The sequence below is a fragment of the Steroidobacter sp. genome (assembly GCF_016790065.1).
GTDB lineage: Bacteria > Pseudomonadota > Gammaproteobacteria > Steroidobacterales > Steroidobacteraceae > Steroidobacter.
Window position 1 is genome coordinate 1 of record NZ_JAEUPY010000622.1, and the last position, 16,845, is coordinate 16,845.

At 61.2% G+C, this 16,845-nt stretch carries 11 protein-coding genes; 3 read left to right on the forward strand and 8 right to left on the reverse strand.

The annotated features are described in order from the left end of the window. On the reverse strand, positions 1-543 hold a 543-nt coding region (locus JNL55_RS25505; RefSeq protein ID WP_293860995.1), incomplete at its 3' end, for a Plug domain-containing protein. Positions 544-800: 257 nt separating this feature from the next. On the opposite strand from JNL55_RS25505, the gene JNL55_RS25510 reads away from it, so the two are divergent. The 3 genes from JNL55_RS25510 (at position 801) to JNL55_RS25520 (ending at position 4,032) form a co-directional block, all read left to right on the forward strand. Continuing rightward, entirely contained in the window at positions 801-2,756 is a 1,956-nt protein-coding gene (locus JNL55_RS25510; RefSeq protein ID WP_293860998.1) for a carbohydrate-binding domain-containing protein, read from the forward strand. A gap of 110 nt (positions 2,757-2,866) precedes the next feature. After that, entirely contained in the window at positions 2,867-3,325 is a 459-nt protein-coding gene (locus tag JNL55_RS25515) for a glycine zipper 2TM domain-containing protein (protein ID WP_293861002.1), read from the forward strand. Between the two features lie 17 nt (positions 3,326-3,342). Continuing rightward, a complete protein-coding gene (locus JNL55_RS25520; RefSeq protein WP_293861005.1) occupies positions 3,343-4,032 on the forward strand; it encodes a DUF6515 family protein in 690 nt (229 codons plus the stop codon). Positions 4,033-4,095: 63 nt separating this feature from the next. Here JNL55_RS25520 and thrC read toward each other — a convergent pair whose 3' ends face one another. The 7 genes from thrC to JNL55_RS25555 all read right to left on the reverse strand — a co-directional run. Beyond that, complete coding sequence (gene thrC, locus JNL55_RS25525) at positions 4,096-5,391, reverse strand: threonine synthase (RefSeq protein ID WP_293861007.1); 1,296 nt, start codon at positions 5,389-5,391, stop codon at positions 4,096-4,098. Positions 5,392-5,406: 15 nt separating this feature from the next. Then, on the reverse strand, positions 5,407-6,339 hold the full coding sequence (locus JNL55_RS25530; protein WP_293861010.1) for a homoserine kinase: 933 nt from the start codon (positions 6,337-6,339) through the stop codon (positions 5,407-5,409). Beyond that, positions 6,336-8,507: an acylase gene (locus JNL55_RS25535; protein WP_293861013.1), complete on the reverse strand. Its 2,172-nt coding sequence runs from the start codon at positions 8,505-8,507 to the stop codon at positions 6,336-6,338. Before JNL55_RS25535 ends, JNL55_RS25530 begins: the two co-directional genes overlap by 4 nt. Continuing rightward, positions 8,504-10,225 (reverse strand): CocE/NonD family hydrolase, encoded by a 1,722-nt coding sequence (locus tag JNL55_RS25540; RefSeq protein ID WP_293861016.1) that lies wholly within the window; start codon positions 10,223-10,225, stop codon positions 8,504-8,506. Before JNL55_RS25540 ends, JNL55_RS25535 begins: the two co-directional genes overlap by 4 nt. A 126-nt stretch (positions 10,226-10,351) precedes the next feature. Then, positions 10,352-11,596: an amidohydrolase family protein gene (locus JNL55_RS25545; protein ID WP_293861019.1), complete on the reverse strand. Its 1,245-nt coding sequence runs from the start codon at positions 11,594-11,596 to the stop codon at positions 10,352-10,354. Beyond that, a complete protein-coding gene (locus JNL55_RS25550) occupies positions 11,593-14,226 on the reverse strand; it encodes an amidohydrolase family protein (RefSeq protein ID WP_293861022.1) in 2,634 nt (877 codons plus the stop codon). Before JNL55_RS25550 ends, JNL55_RS25545 begins: the two co-directional genes overlap by 4 nt. A gap of 119 nt (positions 14,227-14,345) precedes the next feature. Then, positions 14,346-16,845 (reverse strand): TonB-dependent siderophore receptor (locus JNL55_RS25555; RefSeq protein WP_293861025.1); only part of this gene is annotated, 2,500 nt, incomplete at its 5' end.

Genomic DNA, 16,845 nt, shown 5'->3' on the forward strand with positions numbered 1-16,845 from the left:
CGCCGTCGCGAAGCCACGTGTGCCGACGTTGAATTGATAGTCCTGCAGATCGGGCGCCGCCGGAATGATACGAACGGCACCGGCAAGAGCGTTGGCACCGAACACCGTGCCCTGCGGTCCACGCAGCACTTCGACTCGCTCGATGTCAACGAAGCGCGGCGTGGCGTGCTGACCGAGGTTGCCGCCACCCTGCGCGCTCATGGGAATTTCACCGAAGTAAGTCGCCACCGTCGGCGGCGTACCGCCACCACCCGGGGAAATGCCGCGAATCCGAATGGTCGTGTCGCCCGGGCCAGCGTCTTCGTAATAAACGCCCGGCACGCTGCTCAGCACGTCCGAATACTGAGTGATGCCTTTAGAAAGAATGTCCTGCGCAGTGATCGCAGTGACGGCGATCGGTACGTTGAGCAACGGCTCTTCGTGCTTGGTGGCGGTCACCACCACTTCCTCGAGTTGGAATCTGTCCTGGTTGCCGGTCTCCGCCGCCATGGCCAGATTCACGAAGCCTGGAACCGCGGCCAGCAGTGCCAATGAAATGCGCATCGTCGTTCTCCCCGCCCCTGAGTCTGTTGAGTCGATGAAGTTGTGGGCGGTCCATAAGACTGGGCGAGCTGGCGTTTGCCCCCGGGGGTGACCGGACTTTTTTCTGGGCCTGCGGCCGGGCCCGTCGTAACAGTTGGTTACAAAAGCGCACGGTCGATTACGTTGCTGAACAGGACGTTTTTCTAGACTGCCTGTCGAATCCTTTAACGCAGCTGTTTCAGCGCTTGCCGCACGGCTGCACAGCACGCGTATAGGCCATGTCACAACACCAGATTCCGTCCCAGCGTCGCGCAACCGTTGCCACAGTCGCCGCCATTTTTCTGGCACTCAGCGGCTGCGGTGGCGGTGACGACGACAGCTCCAGTGGCACCACCAGCACGGCCACTGTCACCGCGCCGTCGATCACGACTCAGCCGACCAGCACTTCAGTCAACTCTGGCAGCTCGGTAACGCTGAGCGTGACAGCGAGCGGCGGCGGCACGTTGAGTTATCAGTGGTACAAGGATGGCAGCGCCGTATCGGGCGCCACGAGTGCCAGCTACACCATCGGCGCCGCTTCCGCCTCGAACGCCGGCAGTTACTACGTTGTCGTCACCAACTCCGCCGGTTCGGCGACCAGCTCAACAGTCACGCTCACGGTGGTCACGGGTGGCGGCAGTAGTGGCAGCGGCGAAAGCTGGAATCTGACCACCGGTGCCAACTCGGCCGACTTGGTTGAGAACGTCAGCTTCGACTTCACCGTCAACATCGATCTAGCCACGCAGGCGATCACGACGTCTTCGGCACGTTTGCTGGTCGGAACGACTGCTAGCAGTGTCACGCCAATCACGCTCGATGGCACGACCGTCATCACTGTGACTGCCGACACCTACGGACTGACGGTACGCTCCACTGTCCCCGACGACATCCGCATCGAGTACGCGCTCTCCGGCAACTATGCAGGCTCGCTGACTCTACTGGGCGACACCCCGGCCAAGCTCACCTTGAATGGAGCCACCATCGCGAGCCCCAATGGCCCGGCGATCAATCTGCAATCCGGCGAACGCACGTTTGTTGAATTGAGCGACGGTACGACCAACGTGCTCAGCGACACCAGCAGTTACAGCACTCGCTATCTCGATGACGGCGACACGATGGATCTGAAGGCCGCGTTGTTCGCCGAGGGTGCGCTGATCTTCAGTGGCGGCGGCAGCCTGAGCGTGACTTCCGCTGCCAAGCATGCGATTGCCAGCGACGATCATGTCCGCATTCGCGACGGCAACATTACGTTGTACTCCAACGCCAAAGACGGCATTCGCACCAACGACGCGTTCGTTTTGGATGGCGGCGACGTGCGCATCGAAACCGCCAACGGCGCCGGCAAAGGCATCAAGGTCGAGGGTAAGGAAGACGACACCACGCCGCTGGGTTTCATTGCCATCAACGACGGCACGCTCGACATTCTTTCTTACGACAAGGCCATCACCGCTTCGTGGGAAGGCGATGAAGACGGCGACACCACCACGACCGCAGACGATCCCGATCCGCGCGTAACCATCAATGGCGGCACGATCACCGTCTCGACGTTCGGCACGCCGTACGAAGATCGCAACACTGCCGATGGCGACGACTCGCTGAGCCCGGAAGGCATCGAGAGCAAGTCGGTACTGACCATCAACGGCGGCACGCTGTCGATCACGACAACGGACGACGCGCTCAACGCCGGCACTGGCATCGTCATCAACGGCGGTTACATCTACGCACGCGCCTCTGCCAATGACGCTGTCGATTCCAACGGCACGATGACCATTACTGGCGGCGTGTTAGTTGCTGTCGGCGCCAACGGTGCGGAAGGCGGCCTCGATTGCGACTCCAATACGTTCAAGGTGACCGGCGGTACGTTCGTCGGCTTCGGCGGCCGTAACAGCTCGCCGACGCGCTCGGTGACGACTCAGAACACTGTTTCCTTGCGCAGCTCTACAGCGAACACGCTGCTCACGATCAAGGATTCGAGTGGCGCGATTGCTTTCTCCGTGCTCGCGCCAACCACTGCGACAGCGATTCTGTTGAGTTCGCCTCAGCTCACCACCGGCACGGCCTACACCGTGTACAGCGGCGGCAGCATCGGCAGCTCGACTGAACAATTCAACGGACTGTATCTCGGCGCGTCGGGCCACAGCGGCGGCACGGCCGGCTCCACGTTTACGATTTCCTCGACGGTTACATCGTTATGAGGCACACCATCTTTCGCCGGACTACATTGGTCGCGCCGCTGCTTGCGATTGTCGTCGCAAGCGGCTGCGCTTCACCGCCACCTCGAACTATCGAGCGCCGGGCTCCGCCGGTGGCTGAGACGGCTGCACCGCCGCCAGTCACGCAGGTGTTTGTTTATCCGACCGCCGGGCAAAGCGATGCGCAGCTCGACCGCGACCGCTATGAATGTCATCTCTGGGCCGTGAAACAAAGCGGCTACGATCCGGGCGAACCAAGACTCGCACCTCATCAACGCGTTGCTGTTGTTGCTGGCCCGCCTCCGGGTAGCGCGGCGGCCGGCGGTGCGGTTACCGGCGCCGTGCTAGGCGCGGCTGTCTCTCATCCTCGCAATGCTGGCGAAGGTGCCATTGCCGGCGCAGTGGTCGGCGCCATCGTCGGCTCCGCCGTCGAAGCGTCCCGCGAACAGCAAGTGACACGTGAAGTGAGCACGTCTCGCCGCCAGAACGATGCGTATCTCGAACGTCAATCCGACAACTATCGCCGTGCCATCGGGGCTTGCCTGGAAGGCCGCGGTTACTCCGTCAAATAAGACGAAGGAGGTTATTTATGAAAACTTCGTCGTTGTTTTCTATCGCCGTACTGAGTTTGATCTGTACTGTAAGCGTCGCGCAGGACCGCGACCGGGATCGCGATCGGAATGCTCGCCCGGCAACGCGTGATCGTTCGCCGCCCGCTCAAGTACTGGATCAGCGCTTCAATCACAACCGTTCCTACCCGGCCCGAGGCGCGATGGTTCAGGACTTGCCCCGAGGGGCATCCGTCATTCGCTATCGCGGTTCACCTTATTATTTTCATGGCGGCGCCTGGTATCAGTCGCAGGGCCCGCGCTATGTGGTGGTGAGGCCGCCGATTGGCATCGTCGTGCCGTTTCTGCCGTCGTTCTATACGACGCTGTGGATTCATGGCGCGCCTTACTACTACGCCGATGACATCTACTACACGTGGGCGCCGGAACGGAACGGCTACATCGTGACTGATCCGCCGGCTGATGCGGAGACGTCGGCGACGACGCCTGAGAGTGAGTCGGAGATTTACGTTTATCCACAGAAGGGACAGACGGAGGAGCAGCAAGCCACCGATCGCTACGAGTGCCATCGCTGGGCTTCGGATCAAGCCGGCTACGACCCCACGCAGCCACCCTCTGAGATCGATGCGGTCACCGCTAAATCCAAGCGCGCCAACTATCGACGCGCCGAGACGGCCTGCCTGCAAGGACGCGGGTATAGCGTGAAGTGACCGCACCGACACGCGAGTTGATTCGCGCTCGCCGACCGGTTCGGAGCTGATCGGCGTCGCGTGCTACGAATCCAACGCGGTGCGAAGCGCGGCCAGCGTCGGCTGCAGTTCGGTTTCGATCCGAGGTAGTGAGAGCAGTTCGGCCAGGCTCGGCGGCACGGGCACCGGGCCGACGATGGGCTCGACGATGTCGTTGAACTTGGCCGGATGCGCAGTAGCGACGATCACCCACGGGCCAGCGCTACCTTGCGCCACCAGGCGCCGATAAACTTCGGCGCCGGTTGCCGAGTGCGGGCACCAAACATAGCCGAGCTCGTCAAAATCACGACGCACCGTCGCTCGGATCTCCGCATCGTCGACACTGAACGCAGAGATGTTCGCGGTGAGTAGAGCAAACTCAGGATAGAGCGCTCGCATCCGCTCCATGTTGCTCGGGTTACCGACGTCCATCGCTGAAGCCAACGTGGCCTTGCTCGACCGCGGCTCCCACTGACCGGTCGATAAAAAGTCCGGGATGGTGCGATTCTCATTAGTCGCCAACACCACCGCACCGATGGGCAACCCCGCTCGCCGCGCCCACACACACGCCATCGCGTTACCGAGATTGCCTGTGGGAATGATGAAGTTGGCGTGCGTCTTGGTGGCACGCCAATGCTCGAGCGATGCCTTCGCGTAATAGACCATCTGCGGCAACAGCCGACCGACGTTGATGCTATTGGCCGACGACAACTCATGCGAGCTGCGTAGCGACGCGTCCAAGAACGCCTCTTTCACCATGCGCTGGCAATCGTCGAACGTGCCGTGCACGGCGAACGTTTTGACGTTGTCGCCCCAGCACGCCAGCTGCTGGGCCTGACGCTCCGACACCAAGCCCTTCGGATACAGCACGGCCACATCGACCCAAGGTTTGTTGTGAAACGCCGCCGCGACCGCGCCGCCGGTATCGCCCGACGTCGCCACCAGAATCGTCAGCTTGCGAGCAGCACCGCGCCGGATGCGCGACATGCAGGCCGCCAAGAACCGGGCGCCGAAATCTTTGAACGCGCAGGTGGGGCCATGAAACAACTCCAAGGCCGCGACCGGCGACGTCGCCTTCGGCAAGGGCACCAGCGGCGCTGGGAAATTGAATGCCTCTTCACAGATGGCTTCGAGTTCATCGCTCAGCTCATCCCCCGCTGCAAACGGCGCAATCAAGCGTTTCGCGATCTGCGGCAGTTCGGTCAACCCATCGAAGGACTCGGGCGTGAACGCCGGCAACGATTCCGGCACGAACAAGCCGCCGTCGGGTGCGATACCTCGCGCGATGGCCTGACTGAGAGAAACACGAACCGAAGCGTTGCGGGTACTGAGGTAGTGCATATCGATGAAACGAAGTTAGTCGACAACTCGCGCGCCGACAGCGTCGATTGCGCAAATCCATGTGTCACAAGCGAGGCCCTGCGCCGTGAAGCCGGCCACCATCGCGTCTCGCACGCGCTCGGCATCGTCCGTCTCACACCAGGCAAACACTGTCGGGCCGGCGCCGGAAATGGAACATCCCAAAGCACCGTGCTCCAGCGCGCCTCGTTTGACGGCTTCGAAACCTGGAATCAGCGATTGACGTTGCGGCTCGATGATCACGTCCTGCAACGACTCGCGAATCAAAGCGAGATCGTCAGTGAAGCAGCCCGTGAGAAAGCCGGCGAGATTGGCGGTTTGCCAAATCACAGTCGATAGATGCACCGAGCGGCTGAGAATCTGCCGTGCCTCACGCGTCGGCAACTCCATGTGTGGATGAACCAGCACACAACGAATCGCCGGCGGCACTGGAATCTGCCTGACGTTGGGACGCTCGATGCCCACCGTCAACACCAGACCGCCGAACAACGATGGTGCGATGTTGTCGACGTGCACAGCGCCGCTGGCCACAGCCTCGCCCTGCATGGCGAACGACAACAACTGCTGTGAAGTCAGCGGCTGTGGCAGCAACGCATTCGTTGCAACGACCGCAGCCACTGCGGATGCGGCCGAGCCGCCCAGGCCAGAGCCGAGTGGGATGCCCTTCTCGATGGTCAGCTCCACGCCAAAGCCCGGCTGCGTGGTCTCTAACAAACCGAGCACTGCCCTGCCGGCAGTGTTGTTCTCCGCAGTCAGCGGCAACTCTTTGGTGACGCCGGTGATTGCGGAAATCGTAACGCCCGGCCGCTCGGTCCGCGTGGCACGCACGCGGTCGCCAATGGCAGGAAAGCTATGACCGAGCACATCGAAACCAACCGCTACATTCCCGATACTGGCCGGCGCAAACGCCGTCGCTGACTGTCTACTCATTCGCCCGGTCGATAGGTGCGCTTGGAATGCTGTTTCACTTGCGCAGGATAGAAATAAACTTCGCGCAAATCGCCGCGGCTGTAGCGGTCGGCCTGATCGTTGAAGTGCGGCGACTTGGGATCGCCACTTTCGCCGCCGGCAGAAATGGCGCGCGCACTCACGGTCTTACCGAACTCAACCACAGCAACGAAGCTGTTACCGCTGGTGCCGTAGAAACGTTTGACACCAGGCTGGCGGCGCCCGCCGAACGACGCGAGCGAACCCCACTGGGCCGAAGTGAAGCCCACCGGCAAGCTCGGCGCGCTATCGTTGAACGGCTGCACGATGTCGCCGGTCAGTCGCTGGAAGCGATTGATCTGACCCCACGGCGTGCGCCAGTTGCCGAAGTCTTCGGTCAACTTGGTCGAGGCGGCCTGCAACGATTTCAGTTGCACGGCAGGCGCTGCTCGCTGCGCCACGTCGTAAATGGAAACACCATCTTCGAGGGCCTGAGACGCCACTTCCTTCCACAACGCCTCGCCCCAGAACACGGCCAGCGACGTGGCAGTGGAATCGATCGACCAGCGATAGTCCCAAGCGCGCAACGTGGCGATCTGATCCTTCAACTGACCGCGCAGGGCGTCGTTCGCCGGCAGCTGGTCATAGGCCTTCAGCAACGACGGCAGCAAACGCTCGAAGCCGGGCAGATACGAATCGTAAGCTGCTGCCAGCAACGACGAGAGCGTGAAATCTTTCTTGTTTTCCAGCACGCGGTTGGCGTGCCAGGTGCGCGCGTTCTCACCAGCCGAGTCCATGTAGCGTGGGAACTGCTCGCGCTTGGGGCTGTACTGGCCCGCCGCCGAGTACGGCCAATCGTTGACGTTCATGATCCAGCCATTGCCTGGATTGAACACGTGCGGCAATTCACTGAGCTTGTGCAGGCCCTGCCAATCGGTGGCCGGATCGCTGCCGTCCACCGGCTTGGTGTAATCGAAGCGGTCATTGCGCTTGGGCACGAACTGCGGATGCAAGTATGCGATGTTGCCGTCAGCGTCGGCGTAGATGGTGTTGTTCGATGAGTTGGCCTGCAGCTCCGCCACCTTCAGATACGACTTGTAGTCGCGCGCTTTGGTCCGCAGGAACGACTGCTGGAGCGCTTCCACCGGACGATGCATCAGCGCCGTGCTCACCCACTTGCCATCCACTTCACGCACGATGGGCCCACGATGCGTTTTGTAGACCGTGAACGTTTTGGTGGCGAGCTTGCCGTCACCGGCTCGGTACGGCACATCGATCTTGGTGACCGTCAGCGGACGCCATTCATTGCCGTACTTGTAACGTGGCGACGCAGCCTTGAGATCGATCGTCTCCAGAAACTCATCGACCACATCCACGCCGCTGGACGTGTGCATCCAGCCCAAGCGTTCGTTGAATCCCTGGTACAGGAAGAACTGGCCCCAGGTAGCGGCACCGTAGGCGTTGAGTCCTTCCTCGCTGGTCACCTGCAACTCGGAGCGGAAAAAGAACGACGTGTGCGGATTGATGAGCAGCATCGCGTGACCATCTGCCGCAATCGCCGGCGCAATCGCAAAGCCGTTCGAGCCGCTAGGTTCACGGAACGCAGCCGGATGCTCCTCGGGCAGCATCGCGACCCGCACCTTGCCGTAGAACGCCTGGAGTTCCTTCACGGACACGCCTTCGATGTCGCCACCGATGCTGCCTTCGCTGAAAGTCAGCGCCATCCAAGGTTCGAAATGACGAATCACCCGCGGTTTGACGTTCGGATGAGTGTGCAAGTAATAGTTCAAACCATCCGCCCACGCCGTCATCAGTGCCTGCAACCACTGGGGACTCTTGGCGTAGCGCGCCTGAATGTCCTTCGGGTCGATGAACAACTTCATGCGCAGATCTTTGTAGATGGCCGACTCGCCTTCAGCCTCGGCCAGCCGGCCCATCGAGTTCAGATAATTGGTCTCGACTCGATTGAAGTCGTCTTCAGCCTGAGCGTAGATCATGCCGAAGATGGCATCGGCATCCGACTTGCCGCTGACGTGCGCGATGCCCCAATCGTCCCGCACGATGGAAACTCGCTTGGCTTGCTGCTGCCAACGAGCCGCGTCTTTGGGCGCGCCATCGGCATTGGCCTGAGCAACAAAAGCGACCAGCAGCAAACCAAGGGCGGTTTTCATGGGATGAGGGGCAGCGTGATGTGAGAGGGATAGAGCTGCGAATGGTGAATGGTTTGCGTGGCCTTCCGCAACTCGGCGTCCTCGCCGAAGGCGTGGCCGGTGTTCGGATTGCGGTCGAAGCGCGGGAAGTTACTGCTGGAAATATCCAGGCGGATGCGGTGGCCTTTCTTGAACACGTTGCTGGTGGCCCACAGGTCGATGCTGTAAGCGTACACCTTGCCGGGTTCGATCAAGCTGGGATTCTCGAACGATTCCCGATATCGGGCACGAATGATGCCGTCGACCAAATTATATGCTTTGCCGTCCGGGTGGACGTCGATCAGCTTGGCGGTGAAGTCGGTGTCGGGCGCGGACGAAGTCGCATACAGCGTGACCGTGATCGGGCCGGTAACTTCGGTGTCCTTGCTGAGTTTCGGCGTGCTGAACACCAACACGTCATCGCGCTCGCCCAGATTCCCCTGCTCCAACGGACCGGCAGTCAAACCGCGCGCCATCAAGCTACCGCCGCGGGTCGGCACCGGATTGGCCGGATCGTATATATAAGTATCCGATTTGCTAACAGCCGCCGGTTTGCTGGGGCTCAACTGACCGCCGTTGTGCAGGTAGTACTTGGTGTTCTGGGCCCGAGCCAGCGGCCATTCCTGTTCATCGCGCCAGCGATTGGTGCCCATCACGAAAATGCGTACCGGCGCTTCCTGCATGAAGCCGGTGTCCTGGCCCTTCAGCCAATGATCGAACCAGCGACGATGCAGCGCTTCGAAATCGATGCGTGCATCGGGGCCGAACTGCAGCTCACCGATTTCGCTACGACGGAAATGCTCCCACGGTCCGATGACCAGCTTTTGACCGCGACGGGCCTTTTCGCTGTAGCCATGATCGCGCATGCCCTGGTAGCTGGTGAGCGTGCCGTGCAGGAACGTGTCATACCAACCGCCGATATTCAGCGACGGCACGTCGATCTGCGAAACTCGCGATTCGACGTCGAACATCTTCCAATACGCGTCGTAGCTGGGATGGGCCAGCCAGTCGCGCCAATGCGGCACGCTGAAGCCGAAGGTTTTATCCATGGTCTTCAACGGCAGATGCATCAGCATCTTGTCCCAGGTGGCATCGTCGATATTGGCGCCGCCCATCGAGAAGCCCCAGGCCATGCGCGAGGCGAACGACAACGCGCCACCGGTGTACATCACATCTTGGTGATAGTTAAACGGTGTCACGGTAGGCGCAATCGCGACCAACGCCGGTGCGCGCAGATGCGCTGACAACCACTGTGCCGAGGCGAGATAGGAGCCGCCCTTCATGCCGACCTTGCCGTTCGACCAAGGCTGACTGCCCAGCCATTGCTGAGTGTCGTAGCCGTCGGTGATTTCGTTGATGTAGGGATAGAAGGCGCCTTCGGACTTGCCGCGGCCTCGCACCTGCTGACTGACGAACACGTAGCCGTGCGCAACCCAATCCTTCGCTTCAGCCGGGACGCCACCGCCATACGGGTCGCGCATGAGGATCACGGGATAATTCCCGGGCTGCGCGGGGCGGAGGATGTCCGTCGACAAGCGAATACCGTCACGCATCGGCACCATCACCCGTTCGGTGATGCCTTGCTCGGACGACGCACTCTGGGGAGCGCTCTGACTATTGCCCTGACTATTGCTTTGAGCCCAGACGCTGCTGAACGCCACACAGGCGAGCACGGTCCAAACACGCTTGGTTCTGTTCAACATCGAATCCCCTGGGAATCCCCTGGCAAAGACACAATAACGCCGGCACTGCTGGCGCCGGCGTCATTCTATTCAGGAGCTACGGGTGTAGCTCCGGTAGTTTCTCGGAACAGTGCGACCAATGACTCAGCGATTTTCCGCCAGCTCGCGGAACTTGCGCTGGTACTTCTGGTACAGCTTCTCGTGATGATTGTCTTTCAGGTCGACGGGCTTGCCGTCGATCCATGCCAGCTCGACCCGGTGAGTCGGCAGCAACGCATCGCCGTTGGCAACGATCAACGTTGCCGACTTGCCCACATCGAGCGAGCCCAGCCGATCGGCTACCCCGAGCACTTCCGCCGGCGTCAGCGTGATCGCGCGCAGAGCCGCTTCATCGCCGAGACCATACGCCGCGTACGTGGCCGCCGAGGTCAGCAAGCGAACCCCGGCTTTGGCATTACCGCCCGGGTTGGCGATGACGACTCGCACACCCGCAGCGGCCAGCTTGCCGGCCGCCGAATAAACATCCATGTATCCCTCGCCAACATTCGTCGGCGCGCCGCCAGTGAAAATCACCGGCACATTGCGTGCGGCAATTTCCTTGGCAGCCAATTGCGCACCCGAATCGCTGACCAACACGATCCGCAGTTGTTCCTTCTCGGCGAATGCCAGCGCATCACGAATCTGACTGGCTGTACTGGCATGAATCGCCAGCAACTGTTTGCGCTCGAGCACCGGCCCCAACGCCTGCAAGCGCAGATCGGGCATCGTCACTTCACCGGCACGCTGCGCACTCGCATAGACGCGCGCCTGTTCGATGACTTGATCGAGCCGCTGACGCAACGCCGGCTTGGACGGCCAGTACAAATGCATGGCCACCTCGTCGGCAATCGTCATCTGGCGGCCGGTCCAGCCTTGCGGCTGCATCAATGCGGACTGACCTGCGAACAAGCCACCATCGCGCACCTGAGGCACGATGAGCGCGGCCAACACGCCGGCGGCTCTGACAACCGGCCATTGTTCCGACTCGGGATTGACCGCGACCTCGGCATGCAGGTTGGCGTTGTTCTCACCGGTCTCGGCGAAATCCTGTGCGGCGGGAATCAGCGCATACTCGTTGAGCCCGAGCGTGCTCACTGCATTGATGAATCCCGGATACACGCGCTTGCCGGCAACATCGATGCGTTGAGCATCAGCCGGCGCATCAACGCGCGCACCGATGGCGGCGATCTTGCCGTCGCGAATCAACAGCTCACCGCGTTGAATCACACCGTGACTGATGGTGTACAAATCGGCACCGGTCAACACCACCGGCGGCGACGCCGGTGCAGCTTGCGTCGGCGCAGTCAGCAGCCCAGCGATCAGGCAAAGAAGCAGTTTCGAGCGATTCATCGGGCATCCTCACTGCGAGACAGGGTCGCGGGCACAGGCTGACGATCACCTTGGCGTACGCGTGCAATCAAGCGCGCACGTTCGCTAGCGATGCGAGCGTGCTCCTGCTGGTCGCTGTCACGATCGAAATAACGACGACCGTCGATCCAGGTCTGTAACGCGATGGCTCGCGGGGACAGCGGGTTATCGCTCCACACCACGAAGTCCGCGTCTTTACCCACTTCCAACGAACCAGTGCTGTTGCTGACGCCCATTTGTTTGGCGCCATTGATGGTCACCAGATTCAGCGCTTCGGTCTCGCTCAGGCCGCCGTAACCGACGGTGTAGGCCGCATCCAGATTCAAGCGCGGCACCGAACCGTAAGTGGTGTCAGAGCTCAACGTGACCAACACGCCCTGCCGCACCATCAGCGCCGGGTTGTAGTAGGTACCGTCGGACGCTTCCAACTTGGTGCCCCAGTAGTCGATGAAGGCCGAAGCACCGGCACCCGCAGCGGCCATTTCATCGGCCACTTTGTAACCTTCGTTGATGTGATGGAACACCGGCTTCACGTTGAACTCACGGCACAGCTGCAGGAACGCGGACACCTCACTCTGACGATAGCTATGCACATGCATGGTGCTCTTACCGGTGAGAATTTCCGCCGTCGCTTCCAGACGCAAATCGCGACGCATCGGCGGGCCGTTCTTCTCGGCTCGGCGCGCCATATAAGCACGCGCATCGACGAACGCCTGATGCACGCTTTCCTGCACACCCATGCGAGTCAGCGGAAAGCGCTTGCCCATGCCCCAAGCGGCCTGCTTGGAGTTCTCGCCCAACGCCAGCTTCATCGACGGCGGCGCACCGGCAATCTTCAAGCCTTCGGCATCGGCGCCCCAACGCAACTTGATGGCTTGCGACTGGCCATTGATAGGATTGGCCGAGCCTTGCAACAACAACACCGAGGTCACGCCGTCGGTGAGCTGACGATAAATGGTGATGTCGTGCGGCTTCAGAATGTCGGAGTTGGCCACTTCACTGGTGATGTGGTCCGAACTTTCGCCGTAGTCACTGCCTCGATTCAGAGCGATATGCGAGTGCGTGTCGATCAGCCCCGGCGTGACATGCAAGCCGCGGCCATCGACTTGGACCGCAGTGGCTGGCGCTGACAAGTTCTTGCCAACCGCTTTGATGCGGCCCCGCTCCACCAGCAGATCGGCTTCCGCCAACTGGCCCTGAGGACCTTGAGTCCACACCGTCGCCCCCTTGACCAGCACAGCTTGCGGCTGTTCCGGCAACGACACGCGACCGTACTCGCCAGACGGATAACGCAGCACGCCTGGCAGCGGCGGCTTCGCAGCGTTGGCTGTCACCTGCCGGGTCTTCGACGCTTCGCTCAGCACCTGACGCTGACCGTCGACCCACACCTCGTAAATCTTCGCATCGTTGGCACGAAACAAATCGGCATCGGCAACGACCAGCTGTGCGCGCAGGCCGGCCTTCAGCGAACCGATACGATTGCCGAGCCCGAGCATCTGCGCCGGTGTTTCAGTCAGCGCCGACAGCGCGGTCTTTTCATCCAGGCCGTGAGCGACGGCATCGCGCACTTGTTTCCAAAAGTCTCGCGGATTCTTCAGACCGGCCGTGGTGAACGCGAACGGCACGCCGGCATCCGCCAACATGCGGGCATTGAACGGCGCCCATTCCCAATGCTCCAGATCGGCCAGCACCACTTTGTCGGTCTCGTCGGCATTGCCGACCGAAGGGGCCGCCGGCGGGTTCAACGGCACGATCACTCGCGCGCCTTGCTTCTTGAGCTGTTGAGCGTAGCGATACTCGTAGCCGGTGCCGTTCACCACCCAGTTCAACTTGAACTCGTTGGCGATTCGATAGGCGCGTTCCAGATCCAGTTCGTCTTTGGAATCGAACAGCACCGGTTGGCGGCCGGCCAGTGCGGGCTGCAATGCTGTCAGCTCGGACTGCGGTTCCAGGGGTTTGGTATCGCGATGTTTGGCTTGCCAGGCGGCGTACTCGCCTTGCCACTGAGCGTCGAGCAGCGTCTGACGCAGCACTGCCGTCGCGCCGCCCGAGAACACCGGATAGCGCTCGGTCGCTTTGACGTTTTTCTCGAAGGCCAGCGTCTGAGCGACGGCGGGCGCCACGACAACGTCACGCAGACGTTCCGATTGAGCGGTGGTGAGAACCGCAGCTTGTCCGCGGAACACACCATAGCGAGGCTGCGAAACCACGCTAGTGAATCCCAACTGTCGGAGCGATTCGGCCGCGGCAGGATCGATATTCAAGTGTTCGATCAGTTGTTCCTGCGGCACGACTATCGCAGCGTCTTCCTTGGGCGCGGCAATGCCTTTCTGGCCATAGTCGCTGCGAGCATCGATGAAGCCGGCGAACACCGTGCGGCCTTGCAGATCCAGCACGCGAGCATCGTTGGGAATCTTGGCTTTCGCGCCAACCGCGGCAATCACGCCGTCACGCACGATGAGTACGCCGTCGTCGATCACTTCGCCCGGACGAATCACCAGCCGAGCGTGCGTCAACGCATAAACGGCGGAGACCCGAGCTACCGGATCCGCCGTCAAAGGTTGATCTGCTGCCGCTCCCCCAACCACTGACAGCGTCATTGCTGCCAGCACAGCCGCGCGTCGTGTTACGACGCCTCTTATCGATGTCATCGTTACAGATTCCGCGAATGGATTGCTGTGAAAAAAAGATGCGCCGGACCCGACGTCCGGCGCATCGTCACTGGAGCGAATTAGAACTTGGCGCGCGCGCCGAAGATCACGTTACGCGGCTCGCCGTACCAGTTTGCAGTCACCAAACCGCCGCCCAAGCCCTTGTAATAGGTCTTGTCGAGCAGGTTGTTACCGTTCAGCGAGAGCGACCAGGTCGGCGTCAACTCGTAAGACAACATCGCATTCACCAGCGCGTAGCCGCCCTGGGTGAACGCGAACGTCGAGGCAGCGCCGTTGTACAGCCCGCTGACCGGGTTGTACGCGAACACCGTGCCGTTCACATACTGCTCGGTCTGCACCGTGACACCGCCACCCACCGTCATCTTGCTTTCCAGGATCGGCAGACGATACGTGCTCCACAACTTGAACAGATGTTTCGGCGCGACGGTGCGATACACCGCACCCGAGCGCTTGTTCTCGTTCTTGTTGTAGGTGTAGCCGGCGAACACGGACAGGTCCGGCAACACTTCGCCGGAGATTTCCATATCCACACCTTGGCTCAGAATCTCGCCCTTCTCCAAGTAACAGCAGTTACCGGTATACGCGCCACCGAGCACCAGCGGGTAGTTGAAATCCTGCTCGGCCTCGCCGATGCGCTCGGTGCGATACAAGGCGAACGACGCATTCAAGCGTCCGTCACGCAACGCCGCCTTGGTGCCGATTTCGTAGTTACGACCGGTCATCGGATCGAGCGGTCGGCCCGGCAGCGGGCCGGCCAGGTTCTGCGCTTGCGAGCGATAGATTTCGGTGTAGCTGGCGTACAGCGTCCAGTGCGGGTTGATGCTGTAGAGCAAGCCGCCGTACGGAGTGAACACATCCGTATCCGCATAGCCGATACCGCCGACGCTGGTGACCGCGCCCGAAGCATTGTAGTTCTGCGACGGCCGCTTGAACGTGTAATCGAAGTAACGGCCGCCGATGATGAGCTGCAGCGGGTCGAAAATCTGTAACTGTAACTTGCCGTAAATGCCCTGCTGACGGGTCATGTTGGTGCCCGAAGCCGAGCGATACACCAGATTCGGATAAGGAATCTGCGAACCGTCGAAGCCCGCGATATTGACCGCCGGCCCCCAGATCGAGGTGACGCCGTTGACGGTGAACTGCACGCTCATCGGCGAGGAGATATTGTCGCTGTCCATCTTGTCGTAGCCGAGCAGTACCACGTGCTGCTTGCCGAACAGGTCGAACTTGCCCTGCAAGCTCACGTCGTAGATGTTTCGCTGCGAGTCATAGTCGTAGCCGCTACCCAGCACCAAGCCGGTGGTGCTGCCCGGCAGAATGCCGGAGTTACGATTCGTGTCGTAACCATAGATGGCGCTGTACAGCGTGTTCACAGTCGAATGACCGCGCGTCGCACTACCTTGCAGCATCCAGCGATCGCCGAACTTCTGTTCGAAGCGCAGGAAACTTTCCTTGGCTTCCGAATCCCAAGTGCTCCAGTCGGCGGCAAGCGATTGACTGCGAGACAAGCCCAGCGCGGCGCCGGACTTGTAACGCGGCAAGCCCACCTGCCACGGCGTCTGGTCGGTCTTCTCCAGGCTGGCGCCGATCATGACCATGGTGGAATCGGTGACATCGCCTTCCAGCGTGCCGTAGAAGAAGCTGCCTTTGTCATCGGCGTTGTCGTAGAAGAACTCACGATCGTGATAGTCCGCCACCACGCGACCGCGCAGACGGCCGTCGAATGCCAGCGGTCCGGTGATGTCGACCTGCGCACCGTAATTGTTCCAGCGACCGGCGGTAGCACTGACCGTCATGGCGGGCTCGGCCTTGGCGCGCTTGCGCGCCAGGTTCACGGTGCCGCCCGGATCGCCGCTGCCTGCAAACAATCCGTCCGCACCACGCAGCACTTCGACTTGCTCGTAGCCGGCCAGGTTCGGATTGAAGTAATAGCTGCGGCCCACTTCGACCGACGCACCGTCGATCTGAATGTTGGTGATTTCGAAACCGCGCGCGTAATAAGTGTTGGGGCGACCGAACGAGTCCGGCACCACCGTCAAACCCGGCGTCTGATCGAGCACGGCGCTGACCGACGTGAGCTTCTGCTCATCGATGCGTGCCTGACCGATGATGGTAACGGCCTGCGGCGTGTCGAGCAGCGTTTCGCCGCGCTTCATCATGGTGACGGCATCGATACGACGGCCGTTGACGATGATCTCGGTCAACTCCGACGTGTCGACGCGCTTGGTGTCGCTCGACTCGGCACCGCTGCCGGTATCGGCAGAGGCAATGCGAATCCACGAAGCACCGCCCTGCGCGCTGCCGACTGCTTCGGCGCGTGGACGAATCAACACCACCGCTTCCGGCGTGATTTCATACACCAGATCGGTGCCGGACAGCAGCTGACGCAGTGCCTGTTCGGTGGTGAAGCTGCCGCTCAGTGCCGGGCTGGTTTTGCCGGCAACGAAGGCGGACTTGTAGAAGAGACGGTGATGCGAAGCCAGCGCCAGCTGTTGCAGCGCTGCGTGCAGATCCTGCGAAGGAATTTCCAGATCGTAACTGGCGACAGTCTCGATACCT